Annotated in this window: 12 protein-coding genes; 4 read left to right on the top strand and 8 right to left on the bottom strand. The window is 68.4% G+C overall.

Features of this window, described 5'->3' with window-relative positions; translation table 11 throughout:
• Window positions 1-21: 21 nt before the first annotated feature.
• The 6 genes from MJ607_RS18805 to MJ607_RS18780 all read right to left on the bottom strand — a co-directional run bounded on the left by MJ607_RS18805 (window position 22) and on the right by MJ607_RS18780 (window position 10,024).
• Window positions 22-1,008, bottom strand: coding sequence for a carbohydrate ABC transporter permease (locus MJ607_RS18805; protein ID WP_243077168.1), 987 nt, complete (start codon window positions 1,006-1,008; stop codon window positions 22-24).
• A gap of 7 nt (window positions 1,009-1,015) precedes the next feature.
• Window positions 1,016-1,855, bottom strand: a complete 840-nt coding sequence (locus tag MJ607_RS18800; protein WP_243077167.1) for a sugar ABC transporter permease — start codon at window positions 1,853-1,855, stop codon at window positions 1,016-1,018.
• 149 nt (window positions 1,856-2,004) lie between these two features.
• Complete coding sequence (locus tag MJ607_RS18795; RefSeq protein WP_243077166.1) at window positions 2,005-3,039, bottom strand: LacI family DNA-binding transcriptional regulator; 1,035 nt, start codon at window positions 3,037-3,039, stop codon at window positions 2,005-2,007.
• A 56-nt stretch (window positions 3,040-3,095) separates the two neighbouring features.
• On the bottom strand, window positions 3,096-5,276 hold the full coding sequence (locus tag MJ607_RS18790) for a GH32 C-terminal domain-containing protein (RefSeq protein ID WP_243077165.1): 2,181 nt from the start codon (window positions 5,274-5,276) through the stop codon (window positions 3,096-3,098).
• A gap of 186 nt (window positions 5,277-5,462) precedes the next feature.
• A complete protein-coding gene (locus MJ607_RS18785) occupies window positions 5,463-8,804 on the bottom strand; it encodes a GH32 C-terminal domain-containing protein (RefSeq protein WP_374238081.1) in 3,342 nt (1,113 codons plus the stop codon).
• Between the two features lie 173 nt (window positions 8,805-8,977).
• Complete coding sequence (locus MJ607_RS18780; protein ID WP_243077164.1) at window positions 8,978-10,024, bottom strand: LacI family DNA-binding transcriptional regulator; 1,047 nt, start codon at window positions 10,022-10,024, stop codon at window positions 8,978-8,980.
• Between the two features lie 117 nt (window positions 10,025-10,141).
• On the opposite strand from MJ607_RS18780, the gene MJ607_RS18775 reads away from it, so the two are divergent.
• From MJ607_RS18775 to MJ607_RS18760, 4 genes are all read left to right on the top strand, one after another.
• On the top strand, window positions 10,142-11,248 hold the full coding sequence (locus MJ607_RS18775) for a substrate-binding domain-containing protein (RefSeq protein ID WP_243077163.1): 1,107 nt from the start codon (window positions 10,142-10,144) through the stop codon (window positions 11,246-11,248).
• A gap of 71 nt (window positions 11,249-11,319) precedes the next feature.
• On the top strand, window positions 11,320-12,354 hold the full coding sequence (locus tag MJ607_RS18770) for an ABC transporter permease (protein ID WP_243077162.1): 1,035 nt from the start codon (window positions 11,320-11,322) through the stop codon (window positions 12,352-12,354).
• Window positions 12,351-13,151, top strand: a complete 801-nt coding sequence (locus MJ607_RS18765) for an ATP-binding cassette domain-containing protein (RefSeq protein ID WP_243077161.1) — start codon at window positions 12,351-12,353, stop codon at window positions 13,149-13,151. The genes MJ607_RS18770 and MJ607_RS18765 overlap by 4 nt, the downstream gene beginning before the upstream one ends.
• 68 nt (window positions 13,152-13,219) lie before the next feature.
• Complete coding sequence (locus tag MJ607_RS18760) at window positions 13,220-13,540, top strand: putative quinol monooxygenase (RefSeq protein WP_243077160.1); 321 nt, start codon at window positions 13,220-13,222, stop codon at window positions 13,538-13,540.
• A gap of 122 nt (window positions 13,541-13,662) precedes the next feature.
• Here the strand turns inward: MJ607_RS18760 and MJ607_RS18755 are convergent, their stop codons facing one another.
• Together MJ607_RS18755 and MJ607_RS18750 are read right to left on the bottom strand one after the other, a co-directional pair.
• Window positions 13,663-14,631, bottom strand: a complete 969-nt coding sequence (locus MJ607_RS18755) for a carbohydrate kinase (protein WP_243077159.1) — start codon at window positions 14,629-14,631, stop codon at window positions 13,663-13,665.
• 202 nt (window positions 14,632-14,833) lie between these two features.
• Entirely contained in the window at window positions 14,834-15,967 is a 1,134-nt protein-coding gene (locus MJ607_RS18750) for a hypothetical protein (protein ID WP_243077158.1), read from the bottom strand.
• Window positions 15,968-16,020: the final 53 nt, after the last annotated feature.

Here is a 16,020-nt window from a genome sequence, read left to right as displayed (position 1 = left end):
TCGGGAGAAGGGATGGAGGGGTCAGCTCTTCACGGCACCCAGGAGGGCGCCCTTGGTGAAGTGCTTCTGCATGAAGGGGAGGACGATCAGCAGGGGGATCGTGGAGACGACGATCATTCCGTACTTGATCAGCTCGCCCAGTCGCTGAGCGGCGGCATAGGAATCCATTGCGCCGGTGCCGCCCGCGGCGGACACCTCCGACTGGATGAGCACGTTGCGCAGCACGAGCTGGAGGGGGTATTTGCTCTCGTCGTTGAGGAAGATGAGCGCGTCGAAGAACGCGTTCCAGTTCGCGACGAGGTGGATCATGATCATCAGGAAGATGAGCGGCTTCGACAGCGGGAGCACGATTCGCAGGAAGAACCGGAAGTCGTTGGCTCCGTCGAGCTGAGCCGCCTCCCGAAGCTCGGCAGGCACGTTGTTCTCGAAGAAGGCCCTGGCGATGATGAGGTTCCACACCCCGATCGCGCCGGGCAGGACGATCGCCCAGATGGTGTCGAGCATCCCGAGATCGCGGACCACGAGGTAGCGGGCGATCAGTCCGCCATCGATGAACATCGTGATGATGAACAGCAGCATGAAGAACGTGCGGCCGTAGAGATCCTTGCGGGACAGCGCGTAGGCGGCGCACAGGATCGCGGAGACGCTGATGGCGGTTCCCAGCACGGTGTAGAGCACGGAGTTGCCGAATCCGCGCAGGATCGTCGGATCGGAGAAGATCCGCGTATAGCCCTCGAGCGTGAACCCGCGCGGCCAGAGCCAGACGTTCCCGTTCAGGATCTCGGAGGGCTCGCTGACCGAGGCGATCACGATGAAGTAGAGGGGGTAGAGGATGGCGAGGATCGCCACCAGCAGCATCCCGATCGCGAAGAAGTTGAAGACAGGGTCGGCTGCGCGGTCTCGCCACCTGCTGCGCGGTCGGCGGGGGGCGGTGTGGCGGGGAGGATGCGGCTGCGTGTCAGACACCGACGGGGCGGCGGTCGTTGGTGCGGGGATCGTGTGAGTCATGGCGTCATCACCAGAGGGTCGATTGGCCGGCCCGCTTCGCGACCCAGTTGAAGGTCAGCAGCAGGACGAGATTGATGAGGGAGTTGAACAGGCCGATGGCGGCCGAATAGCTGAACTGCGCTTGCTGGAGACCGATCTTGTACACATAGGTCTGGATCACCTCGGAGGTCGGAAGGTTGAGGTCCGTCTGCATCAGCAGGACCTTCTCGAACCCGAGGTTGAAGAGATTCCCGATCGCGAGGATGAACAGGATCGTGATGACCGGCATGATGCCCGGGATGTCGATGTGCCGGATGCGCTGCCACTTGCTCGCACCGTCGACGCGCGCGGCCTCATGCAGTGCGGGATCGATCGCCGTCAGGGCGGCCAGATAGACGATCATCGAGAACCCGGCGGTCTGCCAGATGTCCGAGCCGATGTAGAGCGGTCGGAACCACTCCGGTGACCCCATGAAGAAGACGGGCTGCCCGCCGAACGCGACGATCGCGTTGTTGACGATGCCCGAGCGGGGCGAGAACAGCAGGAAGATCATGCCCACCACCACGACCACCGAGATGAACGAGGGCGAGTAGAGGACTGTCTGGGTGAACTTCTTGAACCGGTCGCTCTGCAGTTGGTTCACGATCAGCGCCAGGATGATGGGAATCGGGAAGGCGATCAGCAGTCCCAGGGAGTTGACCGTGAGCGTGTTCACGATCAGTCGCTCGAACTGGAACGAGCTGAGGAAGCGCGCGAAGTGCTCGAACCCGACCCAGGGGCTGCCGGCGAATCCCAGTGCGGGGTTGTAATCACGGAACGCGATCTGGGCGCCGTACATGGGCCAGTACTTGAAGATGACGACGTACACGACCGCCGGCGCTAGTAGTACGTATAACTGCCAGGAATGGAGGGCGCGGCGAAGGTGCGAGCGCACCCTGCTGGGTCGCGGACGCGGTGCATCGGATCCGACAGCTCGAGGGTCCGCGACGTCGACCGCGGGCGTGGGGGGTGTTGTTCTCATGCGTGCACCTTTGCATTCGCCACCGACCCGCGAAGGATCGGCGAGCATTCCACGAGGGTCTGTTTGGGGGCCGTGGACACATCGCCCAACAGGTAGTTCAGAGCTTGGCGGGCCATCTGCTCGTACGGGAGCTCGATGGTGGTGAGGCCGGGATCGAGGAACGGCGCGATCATCTCGTGGTTGTCGAAGCCGACGATCGAGCAGTCCTCGGCAACGCGCAGCCCCAACGATTCCAACGCCCGGTACGCACCCCAGGCCGTGCGGTCGTTTCCGCAGAAGATCGCCGTGGGCGGATCCTCTCCCGAGAAGAGGTCGAGAGTGAGAGCGAGCCCATCCTCGACGATCCCGTTCCCGCTGCGCAGCAGGCGGGGGTCGTCGGGAATGCCGGCCTCTGCGAGTGCCCTCCGGTAGCCGGCGAGGCGGCCTATGCCTGCGGGGAGATCGCTTTCAGGAGGCTGGATGTTGATCATTGCGATGCGGGTGTGCCCCGCCTCGAGCAGCTGGCGCGTGGCGGAATAGCCGCCGAGCTCTTCGTCCGGGAAGACGCTGGGCACCCGCCCCGCACGGTCCTGCGCGTTGACGATGACGGTGGGGACGGCATCGAGCCCCGTCGGGACATCGAGCATCCGGTGATACATCGACGCGTAGACGACACCTTTGACGCGATACGACAGCATCATGTCGATCGCGGCCGCCTCGAGATCGGGTTCGGTGAAGGTGTCCACGCTGAGGATCACGTTTCCCGTCTCCCACGCCAGCAGCTGCGCGCCCTTCAGAAGACGGCCTGCGAACGGGGAACTCGCCACCTCGTCCGAGATGAACCCGATCATCCCCGACTCGCCGCTGCGCAGAGATCTGGCGAAGGCGTTGGTGCGATAGCCGAGCTGGCGCACCGCATCCATCACACGTTCGCGCGTCGCCTCGTTGACCCGGCTTCCGCCGGTGTTGTTGAGGACGAGAGAGACGGTGGCCTGCGAAACGCCCGCGAGCTCGGCAACCTGCCACATCGTCGCCGTCGCCTTGCGTGCCATCGTGCTCACCGCCTTGTGATCGTGTTAATCGTATAACCGACTGTAACACCCGGCAATCAGCGATGCAACTGTTTCGCCGCCGGCCGCTCACGTCCACGGTCATCGTGTGCCGCACCCGCTGATGGATACGCCGATTCGAGCGGGTGGATGCTCAGGCGCTCGAGGCGGGAGCCGGCCTCGAGACGCAGCAGCACGCCGGTGGCGTCCGGCGAGAGGGGGTACGCGCGCGACGTCAACGAGACGCGGTCGTCGACGTAGAACTCGACCATCGAGCCATCCACCACGACACGCGCCCGGATCGCGTCGGTGTCCGGCCTGACGATGCCCCTGCGGCCTTCCCGGTGCTCGGCGGCCACGCTGCTCCGGCTGCGATCGATCCACACGTCGCGGCCCGCGACGCCCACGACTGTGCATTCACTTCCATCGCCGGCACGCAGGACTTCCAGCTCGAACCCGCCCCCGGCGACATCGAGCTCGATGTCCAGATGGCGTCCGCGAGCGAGTTCGCCATGCGGGCCCGCAGCCAGCCGCGCGCCGCGGAGCGCCTCCAGTTCCCTGACCGGCTTCACCGACAGCCGGCCGTCGCTGTGCAGACCCAGGTGAAGCGGCCAGCCCGCGTTATGAGCCCAGCCCGAGGCGGCGAACTCCTCGAGGCTTCGCTTGTCCTGCGCGATCGTCCAGAGGATCGATCGGCCGTCACTCAGGACGGTTCCGCTGGGCCCGGTCAGGTGTCCGCCGCCGTCGAACTCGCGGGGCTCGGCGTGGTCAGGGATGAATCGCCGGTCGGCCGCGTTCCAGATGCCGACCCAGTGCCATACGTGCTGAAGGTGGTGCTCGCTCGGCCCCGCCCACCAGGGGGCGACCAGCAGAACGTGCCGGTCACGCCCGTCCGCGCCGGTGCCGATCGGGAGGAGGACGGGCAGTTCCCACATCACCCCGGAAGCGGGGAACTGCTCGACGTCACCTACGAGCAGCGGCTCGAGCTGTCGCCAGTTCCTGCCGTCGCTCGACTCGAACAGCAGAGCAGTCCCGCCGGCCACTTCGAGCCCGGCGCCCACGAGCATGAACCACGTCGAACCCTCACGCCAGACGAACGGGTCCCTGAACTGACCCTCCACCAGAGGTTCAGGCCTGCCGGGGACGCTATCGGGCATGCGAAGCACGGGTTCGCCATCGGCCGCCCAGCCCTGTGCATCCGGCCTGGCGACCGCGATCGTCTGGTCAGGCGAGGACGACATGTCGCCCGCGGTGAAGTACAGGAGGTGCTCACCGTCGGGCCCGCTGACTGAACTGCCACTCCAGATCCCATCGGGCGCGACCGTCGTGTCGGCCGGCGCGAGCGCGAGGGGTTCGTCGCGCCAGTGCGCCAAGTCCTCGCTCACGGTGTGCGCCCAGGCGATGCCGCCCCAGTAGGGACCCGCCGGGTTGTGCTGGGAGAAGAGGTGATAGGTCCCGTCGATCTCGATGGGAGCATGCGGCTCGTTCATCCAGCCTTGGGGAGCGGTGACGTGAGCGATGGGGCGATGGGGATCGGCCCCGTAGCGGGATCTGTCGGGAGCCGTATCGGCAGAGGCGCCGATGACGCGAGTCTCCGTCGACGAAGAAGTCTCGTCACTCGGGCTCCACGCGCGTAGCACTTCCGCCGATGTCCGAGCGATGAGACCGTTCGCTGCGCCGCGCACGAACAGCCCGTCCACGAGGGGCGATTCGCCGAGGCGGCCGATGCGGGTGATCGCCGGGATGGAGACAGTCCTGCGCGGCAACGCGAACCGCCCCGCGAGCGCACCGTCCAGCAGCAGATGCGCAGCCCCTCCCGTCACCGCCAGCACCACGTGATGCCATCGGTCTCTTGTGAGCCGCACATCCCCCACATGCAGTTCACCGCCCACCACGGCCGCTATGTGCCCCGTGTGCGCGTGGCCGAGCGCGACTCCCTCGTCGGCGTCGGTCGCGTCGATCAAGGCGGTGAAGCCTCGCGCGTCGCCCCGCCCGATCGATCGGGGTGCGAACCACGTCGCGAGCCGGATCTCGATGTCGTCATAAGCTCGGCCGTGATGCTCGACCCACGTGGACCAGCCGTCCAAGTAGAGCGCCGCCTCGCCGGGCGTGGGCCCGAGACGCGGTCTGCGAAGGGCACGCTGCTGCGACGCCCGCGCGTCGACCACGATCGATGCGCGTCCGGGTGTCGCGTCCACGACCGTCACCGGGTCGTCGGAGAAGCTGAGGTCGAAGATCATCGTCGGCTTTCGTACTCGTTGGTCGGGGCGGATGTCGCACGCGCGGTTAATCGTATAACTTCATGGTATCAGTGCCGGGGCGAAGAGCTCTGGGGTGCCGGCGTGGCCGGTCGGGCAGGATGACGATCATCCTGCCCGACCGGTGGGACGGCGCACCTCGGCGCCCCGGGCGGGCTGCCCCGGCGGTCAGCGGACGCGGACAGTCCTCGCCAGCGCGTTGTTCCCGAGCGAAGGGTCGGGGACTTTCGAGACGACCGCGGCAGCGACGAACGAGGATCCGCCGGAATCCGCGGCCTTCACCGTCAGGGTGTAGGTGAGCGTCTTGCCGGAGCCGAGGCTCGAGGCGGTCCAGGTCGCCGCCGCGTTGCCGAGCCACTTCTTGCCGCCCGGCACCGCCGTGATCGTCAGCTTCGGCCCGACGTTGATCGACGTCAGGACCGACGACGCCGCATTCGGCCCACTGTTGGTCACCGTGACGGTCACCGTGCGAGACGCTCCCGCCGCCAGAGTGGCCGGCAGATTCGCGATGCCCACCGACAGGTCCGCTCGCGCGTGCGTGACGGCGAGCACCGTCTCGGCGAAGGTCGCGACCGGGATGCCGGGAGCTCCGCCGACGGCGGCGCTGACCGTGACTGCCCCCGCCGTCGAGCCGGCGTTCAGCGGCGCGGCGGCTGTGCCATCGGCGCCCGTTCGCACCGTCGTCGATCCGCTTCCGTCGAAGCTCGCCGACCCCGAGGCGACGGTGAACACGACGTCGCGTCCCGGGACAGGCGCGCCCTTCGCGTCGCGCACGACGACCGCGAGCGGCGTGGCGAAGGCCGCACCCGCCGTCTGCGACTGCGCGTCGCCGCCGACGATCGAGATGTCGGCCGGAACGCTGCTGGCGCGCTGCCACATCGTGGGGATCAGCGGCGTGACCGTGAGGCTTTCCAGCGTCGCCCCTCCCCCTTCGGACCACGCCGAGATCCCCTTCGCGCCCGCCACGGGGAACACCTGATCGGTGATCGTCACGAGACCGTCGCCGGCGAACAGCTCGACCGACGCGCGGTCGAGGTAGACCTCGAGCGCGACGGTCCCGTCCTCGCGGAGCGCGAGCGGGGCATCCTCGAGAGACGCGAAGGCGGGGTGGAAGCCGACCTCACCCGAGTTGCGACGATCCACGAACACGCGGCCGGTCTCGCTGTCGTACCCGATCCGCGTGCCCTTGCCCCCGCCTTCGAAGACCGTGATCCCCGCGCGGTCGGATTCCGACGGACGCAGCACCGCCTCGATCTTGACGACATCGCCTTCGAGGCCGAGCTCGGTGGGGCCCTCGAGGGACACGTCCTCGACCGTCCGCGCCTTGGGCGCATCCACCTGCGCGTCGAGCTGGCTGACGACGGACTGGGCCAGTCGCGGACCCTTGTCGGTGGTGACGAGGCGCACTTCTCTCGGGAGCGCCATCGAGCTCCGCCACGTCGTGGTCGGCGTGTCCTGGGAGTAGTCCCAGTTGTTCATCCAGCCCTGCATGATCCGCTTGCCGTCGGGCGCGCCGAAATACGACACCGACGCGTAGTAGTCGCGTCCCCAATCGAGCCAGTCGTAGCCCTCCAGTCGCGTTCCTGCGGCGGCGTCGGCGAACATGACCTGGTCGACGAGGATGTGGCCCCACCCGAAGCGGTTGTTGTCGATCACGAGGACGTGGGCCTGCTTGCCCTCGAACTCCTTGACGTTCCAGCTCGCCCAGTCGAGCGTCTCGCTGTCGGCACCGGTAGCCGAGCGGACGATCTCGCCGTCGACGACGAGATTCACGGATGTCTCGTCCGAGCGCACGGTGGCGGGAGCGTCGCCCATCACGAAGTGATCGAGCGTGAGGTGGCCCCAGCCTCCCGTCGCCTCGTCGCGGACGCGGATGGCGGCATCCCGCCCCTGCAGGTCCTTGACGTCCCACGAGCGCCAGTTGAGCTGACCGGCCTCGGGCCCCGTCTGCGCGCGCACGACCTCGCCGTCGACGACCAGCTCCGCCTGGAGCGATCCGTCGCCCCGCTTGCCGCCGCCGATCAGGAACGAGATGTAGTCCCCGTCGATCGAGAACGCGGGAGAGGTCATCGTGCCGACGTTGTCGTCGCCGCGCGGCCCTCCCTCCCACGTGTTGATCCGCTTGGCGCCGAGGTAGTAGTCGCCGCCGGCGGTCGACGGGTTGCGCCCGGGCTCGGACGCGAAGTCACCCGTGAGGGTCCAGCCGGAGTCCGCGAGGGTCTGCCCATCGGGCAGCTCGAAATCGAACAGCGTCGTACCCGCGGGCGGGTCGTTGCGCAGCTGTGAGCCGGCGACATGGGGGTGGCGACCCCCGCCGACGAGCAGGTTGATGAACGGGTCGGAGACGGTGAACTCCGGCGACTGCAGCGTTCCGAGCGGCCAGTCGCCGTCGAGGAAGCCGTTCACGAGTCCGCTGCCGATGAAACCGCCGACCGGGTTCTGTCCGGGCAGCGTTCCCCCCGCGGGGGCGGCGCCCCACGGGCCGTTCTTCCCGTTGCCCGGCTCGTTCCCGACGATCCAGTCGCCGTAGGTGCCGTCGTCGAAGCTCGCGAAGGTCTCGCCGTCCGGGGCGGGCGTGCCCGCCACGGTGCTCTCGCTCGTGAAGGTGACGCCGTCGAACTCGCCGACGAAGTACTGTCCCCCGCTTCCGCCCGCGACCGATCCCGGATTCAGGTTGACGACGAGCACCCACTTCGTGTTGCCGGGATCACCGTCGACGGGCATCTCGAACAGGTCGGGGCACTCCCAGATGCCGCCGGTGGCGTTGGCCGAGCCGAACTCCGAGAGGTACGTCCAGTCCCGCAGATTGTCGCTGCGGTACATGACCACCTTGTGGTCCGTCGCCTCGACGGCGACCATGACCCAGTACGCCCCGTCGCGCCCTTCGTATCGGATGACCTTCGGATCGCGGAAGTTCGCCGAGCCGCGGTCGACGACGGGATTGCCCGCGTACTTCGTCCAGGTCTGACCGTTGTCGAGGCTGTACGCGAGCGACTGGGCCTGCTTGCCCGCGTGCGTGGGGTGCCGGTCGGTGTAGGCCGAGGTGTAGAGCGCGATGAGCGGCGCTGGGCCGCCCGCGACGCCGAACCCCGAGGTGTTCTGCTCATCGACGACGACGGACCCCGAGAAGATGTCCTCGATCGACTCGCCGGCGTCGTTGAAGGTCTGCGGGATCGCGATGGGCTGCTCGGTCCAGGTCAGCAGGTCCGGCGAGGTCGCGTGGCCCCAGCTCATGTTGCCCCAGCGCGTGCCCGACGGGTTGTGCTGGAAGAAGAGGTGGTACGTGCCGTCGACGTAGACCATCCCGTTGGGGTCGTTCATCCAGTTGCGCTCGGGCGTGAAGTGCACGAGCGGACGGTACTGCTGGTCCGCGGGGTTGTCGTCCCCGATCGCGGTTGCGGGCATCGCCTGCACTGCGGTGAGCAGCAGTGCGACGGCGCTCACGAGCGCTGTCGCCCCTATACGCCAGGGGCGGTCTTTCCGTCGTCTCGGTGTGGCAGTGATCGCCATGATCGGTCGTCCTCCTTCGCACGAACGTCCATGCACCAGCGGTGGCGCATCGACGTGACATCGATGTCAGTTGTAGCGCGGCCGATCGTAAGGAGTGTCCACCGGACAAAGCAAGCCGCCCGGCGAGATCGATTGGCATCGATGTCGCCCGCTGCTCGCGGACCTCGGAAAGTTCAGGGACGCGGCGGAGGGATCTCTCCACTGCCGCGCTCGATGAGGCGGGTCGGAACGAGGATGCGCTGCGGCTCGCTGTCGTCCCCCTCGAGGCGGGCGAACACCCGCGCCGAGGCGAGGCGACCGATCTCGTGCGGATCCTGTGCGACCACGGTCACCCCCGGCTCGACGAGATCCGCGAGCGGGATGTCGTCGAACCCCACGAGCGCCGCGGTGCGCGTGCGACCGGCGGCACGCAGGGCATGGAGCACGCCGACCGTGATGAGGTTCTGGGCGCTGAAGAAGGCGGTCGGAGGCTCGTCGCGCGCGAGGAGCGCCGTCATCGCCTCCTGCGCTGTCTGCGAATCGTGCAGCTCCGAGACGACCTCGCCGTCGGAGGCGGGGATGCCCGCCGCGCTGAGCGCATCGAGGAACCCGCGGCGACGCTCGGCGGCTGTCTGGATGCTCGCGCGGTCGGTGAGCAGGGCGATCCGGCGGTGACCGCGGCGGATGAGGTGCGCGGTCGCCTCGGCGGCGCCCGCCCGGTTGTCGCTCACGACCGCGTCCACACCGCCGGATGCCGGCTCGCGGTCGACGAACACCACGGGGATGTCGCGCGCGGCCGTCGACGCGAGATAGGGCTGGGCGCGCGACGCCGTCGTCAGGATGAGGCCGTCGACGCGACGGCGGAGGAACGCCTTGACCGCGAGATCCTCGCGCTCGGCATCGTCATCGAGGCTCGACGCGAAGACCGCCACTCCCCGGGCCAGGGCGGCATCCTCGATCGAGCGGTGCATCGCGCTCGCGAACGGGTTGTCGACACTGCTGACGAGCAGGCCGAGGGTCTGCGTGCGCCCACCCGCTCGACGCAGACTGCCCGCCTGCATGTCGACGTGGTAGTCGAGCGCCTGGATCGCATCCCAGACGCGCGAGGCCGTCTGAGGCGCGACATTGGGCTCGTCGTTGATGACCCGGGAGACGGTCTTGATGCCGACGCCGGCGAGCGCAGCGACGTGCTTCATCGTGGCGTGCGGGCGACGCCCGGACGCATTGGCGGAAGTTGACATCGGTGTCACGGTCAGGTCTCGATTCGTTGAGTTCGTCTTGACTATATCGATGGATGTCGGCTAGACATTGCTCCTGACATCGTTGTCAGCGGGACAACGCGAACCGAGAGGAATTCGATGAAGAATCACATGCTGCACCCGATCCGGCGGGGCGCGGTCGCGCTCGCCGCCCTCACTGCGGTCGCAGGGCTCACGCTCGCCGGCTGCTCGTCGTCCGGCTCTGCAGGCTCGTCCGAGGCGGCGTCCGACGAGATCGGCGTCTCGCTCATCGTCAAGACGAACTCCAACCCGTTCTTCATCGCGATGCAGGACGGCGCGAAGGCGGCGGCCGAGGAGCACGGCGTGAACCTGACGCTCGCCGCGGGCGAAGAGGACGGCGACGAAGACACCCAGATCCAGGCGATCGAGGCTGCCATCTCCAAGGGCGACAAGGGCATCCTCATCACCCCCAACGGCCCCGCGGTCCTCGACGCGATCGAGAAGGCTCGGGATGCCGGCCTCTTCGTGATCGCGCTGGACACCGTGCCCGACCCCGCCGATGCCGTCGACATCACGTTCGCGACCGACAACTTCCTCGCGGGGCAGCTGATCGGCCAGTGGACGGCAGGAACCCTCGACGGGGGCGATGCAGTGATCGGCCTCATCGACCTGTTCGACGACAAGGTCGTCACCGTCGACTACAGCCGCGACCAGGGCTTCCTGGACGGCATGGGCATCGACCTCGCCGACGCGCAGACGAACGGCGACGAGGAGCCGACCGGCTCGTACAGCGGGGGAAGCTACACGATCGTAGGCAACGAGGCGTCGCAGGGCGCCGAGGACGGCGGCCGCACGGCGATGGAGAACCTCCTCGCGAAGAACCCCGACATCAACGTCGTGTACACGATCAACGAGCCCGCCGCCTACGGCGCGTACCAGGCCCTGCAGGCGGCCGGCAAGGACCCGGGCGACGTCATCATCGTCTCGGTCGACGGTGGCTGCGCGGGCGTCCAGCAGGTCGCCGACGGCATCATCGACGCGACGAGCCAGCAGTACCCGGTCAAGATGGCCGAGCTCGGCGTCGAGGCGATCGTCGACCTGGTCGAGACGGGTCAGGCCCCTGAGGTCACGCCGGGCCTCGACTTCTACAACACCGGCGTCTCGCTCGTGACCGACGCGCCCGTCGACGGCGTGGACTCGATCGACACCACCGAAGCCGCCGGCATCTGCTGGGGCGAGAAGTAACCAGCGGGGTGGGGGATGTCGCGAGCGGCATCCCCCACCCTCCCGAATCCACACAGACGGAGTGAAACCTCGTGACCCAGCAGGCACCACCCACCAGCACCCTTGATCTCGCCGCGGAGTTCCTCGATCGGCGCACGCCGCTCGACCGCATCCGCGGCATCCTCCACCGCTACCCGGCCATCAGCCCCGCGATCGTCCTCGTCCTGTCGATCATCGTGTTCGGGTCGATCAACCCGCGCTTCTTCGCGCCGGCCAACCTCTCGCTCATCCTCGACCAGGTCTCGGTCGTGGGCACCGTCGCGATCGCGCAGACCCTGATCATCCTCACCGCCGGCATCGACCTCTCGGTCGGCGCCTCGATGATCCTCGCGTCGATGGTGATGGCGCAGACCGCCTACCAGAACGGCTTCCCCGCCGTGCTGGCCCTCCTCGCCGGCCTCGTCGCCGCCCTCGCGGCCGGAGCCCTCAACGGCTTCCTCGTGACGCGAGTGAAGCTCCCTCCGTTCATCGCGACGCTGGGAACCTTCAACGTGTTCGTGGCGCTGACGCTCCTCTACAGCGGAGGCCAGACGGTGCGGAAGTCGGAGATGCCCGAGCTGCTCACCTGGACGGCCACGCCGCTGCCGATCGGCGATGTGCGGCTCACGGTCGGCGTCATCATCATGCTCGCGCTGTACGGCGTGATCGCCTACATCCTGGGTCGCACCTCGTGGGGTCGTCACGTGTACGCCGTGGGAGACGATGTCGAATCGGCCCGCCTGGCCGGTATCGCGACGAGCCGCGTGCTCATGAGCGTGTACGTGGCCGCCGGCGCGGTCCTCGCTGTCGCGGCCTGGATCCAGATCGGCCGCTCCGGAGCGGCGAGCCCCAACGCCGGCGCCGACCTCAACCTCGACTCGATCACGGCAGTCGTCATCGGAGGCACCTCGCTGTTCGGCGGACGCGGCATCATCTGGGGATCCCTGCTGGGCGCCATCATCGTCGGCGTGTTCCGCAACGGGCTGTTCCTCGCGGGCGTCGACGGGCTGTATCAGACGCTCGCCATCGGCATCCTCGTCATCGTCGCGGTCGCCGTCGACCAGTGGATCAGAAAGGTTCGGAAATGACACTCCCCCAGACGGGACCGGCGGGCTCCGCCGTCCCCACGAAGATGCCGGTCCTCGAGGCGAAGCGGCTGGTCAAGACTTTCGGTCGCGTCGTCGGCCTCGACGGGGTCAGCCTGCAGCTCTACCCGGGCGAAGTGCTCGCCATCATCGGCGACAACGGCGCGGGCAAGTCCACGCTCATCAAGTGCCTGACCGGCGCGTACATCCCCGACGAGGGCCAGCTGCTGCTGGACGGCGAGGAGGTGCACTTCAAGCGTCCGCAGGACGCCCGCGCCGCCGGCATCGAGACCGTCTACCAGAATCTGGCGGTCTCACCGGCGCTGGATGTCGCGTCCAACCTCTTCCTCGGCCGAGAGCGGCGCAAGGCGGGCGTGCTCGGCTCCGTCTTCCGCGCGCTCGACACCTCGGGCATGCGCAAGGAGGCACGGGGCCACCTCGAACGGCTGGGCGTCTCGACGCTGCAGGACGTCACGGTTCCGGTCGAGAACCTCTCGGGCGGACAGCGCCAGGCCGTCGCGGTCGCCCGGGCCGCGGCATTCGGGTCGAAGGTCGTGGTCCTCGACGAGCCCACCGCCGCCCTCGGCGTGCGCGAGTCGAACCAGGTGCTGGAGCTCATCGAGCGGCTCCGCGAGCAGGGGGTGCCGGTCATCCTCATCTCGCACAACATGCCGCACGTGTTCCAAGTGGCGGACCGCATCCACATCCAGCGTCTGGGCAAGCGCGCGGCGACCATCACGCCGCAGTCGCACAGCATGACGGATGCCGTCGCCATCATGACGGGCGCAGCCGCCGCCTGACCGACCGGCGCCGCGCGGAACTGGGTCACGTTCCGCGCGGCGCCGCTCCATCGAATCGAGGAGATCTCATGACCGACGCCCACCCTGTGGTCCTGTACGCCGAGTTCACCGCCCGCGCGGGTCTCGCCGATCGCGTGGAGGAGCTGCTCACGGCGCTCGTGATCGACGTGCGACAAGAGCCGGGCAACGTCGTCTTCGACGCGTATCGCGTCAAGGACGCCGAGGACCGGTTCTTCGTCTTCGAGGTCTACCGCGACGATGCCGCCTTCGCCGCGCACATCTCGGCGCCATACGGAGAACCGTTCAATCGTGCGCTCAGAGAGCTGATCGTCGAGGACGGTTCGCAGCTCACCTTCCTCACCCCCGCCGCGGAGCCGGCGACAGCCTGACCAGCAGGACCCCGATGGGGAGCGCGCCGCATGCACGGCGCGCTCCCCATCCTCATTGAGGCGCGAAGCGATCGTCCGTCAGCAGACTCCGTCGCACAGGGCGGGAGGCCGCGGAGGGCGGCTCAGGCGAGCTCAGCCAGTTCGTGCTGCCAGGGCAGGTCGGCCCCTGCTCGCGCGACAGTGATGGATGCTGCTGTGGCCGCACGGCCGCCGATGTCGGCGAGGGTCTCTGCCGACAGTGCCTGCTCCTCGAGCGCGATGTAGTCGAAGATGAGCGACGACATGAACGTGTCCCCCGCACCGATCGTGTCGAGGACGGACACAGCTCTGCCGGGCACTTCGACCACGAGCCCCTCCGCCGCGAGCACGGCGCCCTGGGAGCCGCGCGTCACGGCGACCAGGCGCGGTCCGAGGGAGCCGATCGCATCGAGCACGCCCGGGATGGCGACATCCGGATACAGGAACTCGGCGTCTTCGTCCGAGAGCTTGACGACGGTCGCACGCCGGGCGAACTCCTCGAACCTCGACCGCGCATGCGCAGCGTCGCTGATGAGCGCAGGACGGATGTTCGGGTCGAAGGTCACGATGTCGGGCTGGAGCCGGTCGAGCTGCTGCAGGACGACAGCGTCGCCCGGACCGAGGAACGCCGCCACCGAGCCCGTGTGCACGGCGCGCGGTCGCACATGAAGGGGAGCCTGCGAGGCAGCCCATCGGACGTCGAAGTCGTACCGGGCAGAGCCGTCGGCGGTGATCGTCGCGACGGCGGTCGAGGTGGTGTCGCGGACGAAGGACTCGGCGAGCACCCAGACGCCGGATTTCTCGAGATGGCGCGTGATCGCGCTGCCCCGCGCGTCGCGTCCGAGGTTCGTGAGCAGCGCGACGTCGACGCCGCGACGCCCCAGTCCGAGCGCGACGTTCGCCGGTCCCCCGCCGGGCACCTCCCTGCTGCCGTCGGGACCCGACGTGATGTCGATGAGGGCCTCTCCGATGACGAGCACCTCGACCGCTGTCTCAGACGAGCGGTCGACGGTTCGGGCTGCGGTGTCGGCTTCCGAGTCGCCGGGGGATGCCGCTGCTGCGAGTCGGGGCATGGAGAGTCCTTCTTCCTGGATCGCATCTTGACAACGATGTCAACCCGTCTGTCCGATCGTAGAACGGGCACCGTCGAGACGCAAGCGATCGCGCCCGGCCCCGCTGATCCTGCTCGGACCAGGCGCCGTTCGATCGCGGCCCACGACCGCCCGCACGCCTGAGTCTGCCGCAGCCCAGGCGCGACCGCCCGCCATGCCGTGTTCAGGCCGCGACGAGTGCCGGCTCGTGCTCGAGCTGCTCAGGTGCGGGCGCGATTTCGGCTGCGTTGCGCCGGTGGCCGATGAGGGCGAGGATGACGCCGCCCACGATCCACGCGGCGAGGACGAGCCACTGCGCCGTCGTAGGCGCGTCGGGGAAGTAGCTCGTGGAGCGGAGCAGGTTCGCCGAGGCGCCCGGCACGAACCACTGGCCCACGGCGCCCCACGGCTCGGGCAGGAACTGCACGGGGATCGCCGCAGCCGCAAGCGGGTTCGCGATGAGCATCGTGATGGCGGCGGCGACGCCGATTCCGCGCGGGCCGATCAGGGCGCTCATTCCGATGACGAACGCGCCGGTCGCGGTGACGCTCGTCGCGACGACGGCGGCGTTGAGCAGCCAGTCGCCCGCGAGGATGCCGAACCACATCTGCATGACGAGGACGATGAGCACACCGGCGGCGACCCCGAAGACGATCAGTCCGACGAGGCGACGGACGACGCCCTGCACGAGGAGGGTCAGCAGGATGCCGGCGAGCATGCCTCCGAGCACGAGCGGGAACAGCGACGCTCCGATGCCGGCACCCGTGTGATCGCCGTCGGCGAGGGGCACGACATCCGTGACGGTGACCGTCGGAACCTGCGGGATGCCGCCCGCGGCGCCCTCGGGAAGCTGCGGCATCTGCCCGGCCTGCAGCGCGCCGACGATCCCGGTGAGCTGGGCCGTGAGCGCCTCCTGCGCGGTGTCGTCGATCTTCGTCTGCAGCTGCGTCGCGATCGCCCGCAGCGCCTGAGCGGCAGCGGGGCTCGCCGCGCTCGCGACGAGCACTTCGGGCTGGTCACCGAGCAGGATCGCGCCGTAGATCTCGCGCTGCTCGATCCGCTGGACGGCGTCCGCGCGCGAGTCGACGGCTTCGAGCGCGAGCGGCGACGGGTCCTGCTCGGCGAGGACGTCTTCGATCGCGGAGACTGCCTGCGCGGGTCCGCTGATGCCGACGGGGAGGTTCTGGGCCTGCGCTGTCGCAGTGGGCCAGACGAACGCCATGACGACGATCGCGACGATGAGCGCACCGAGCACTCCGAAGAGCGCGGCGAATCCCCACTTGGTGGGGCGAGGGGTGACCTCTGAGGTGTGGGACATGATGCCCTCCTGAAAGAGAATGGTTATTCTGTTTGCGACCATAACAGAACGGC

Source organism: Microbacterium sp. SS28 (assembly GCF_022761035.1).
GTDB lineage: Bacteria > Actinomycetota > Actinomycetes > Actinomycetales > Microbacteriaceae > Microbacterium.
This window is presented reverse-complemented; position numbering and strand designations above follow the sequence as displayed.

Excerpts from the sequence above, each read along its gene's own strand:
- MJ607_RS18805 (WP_243077168.1), bottom strand. The coding sequence starts at position 1,008 with ATGACTCACACGATCCCCGCACCAACGACCGCCGCCCCGTCGGTGTCT.
- MJ607_RS18795 (WP_243077166.1), bottom strand. The coding sequence starts at position 3,039 with ATGGCACGCAAGGCGACGGCGACGATGTGGCAGGTTGCCGAGCTCGCG.
- MJ607_RS18790 (WP_243077165.1), bottom strand. The coding sequence starts at position 5,276 with ATGATCTTCGACCTCAGCTTCTCCGACGACCCGGTGACGGTCGTGGAC.
- MJ607_RS18785 (WP_374238081.1), bottom strand. The coding sequence starts at position 8,804 with ATGGCGATCACTGCCACACCGAGACGACGGAAAGACCGCCCCTGGCGT.
- MJ607_RS18780 (WP_243077164.1), bottom strand. The coding sequence starts at position 10,024 with ATGTCAACTTCCGCCAATGCGTCCGGGCGTCGCCCGCACGCCACGATG.
- MJ607_RS18775 (WP_243077163.1), top strand. The coding sequence starts at position 10,142 with ATGAAGAATCACATGCTGCACCCGATCCGGCGGGGCGCGGTCGCGCTC.
- MJ607_RS18765 (WP_243077161.1), top strand. The coding sequence starts at position 12,351 with ATGACACTCCCCCAGACGGGACCGGCGGGCTCCGCCGTCCCCACGAAG.
- MJ607_RS18760 (WP_243077160.1), top strand. The coding sequence starts at position 13,220 with ATGACCGACGCCCACCCTGTGGTCCTGTACGCCGAGTTCACCGCCCGC.
- MJ607_RS18755 (WP_243077159.1), bottom strand. The coding sequence starts at position 14,631 with ATGCCCCGACTCGCAGCAGCGGCATCCCCCGGCGACTCGGAAGCCGAC.
- MJ607_RS18750 (WP_243077158.1), bottom strand. The coding sequence starts at position 15,967 with ATGTCCCACACCTCAGAGGTCACCCCTCGCCCCACCAAGTGGGGATTC.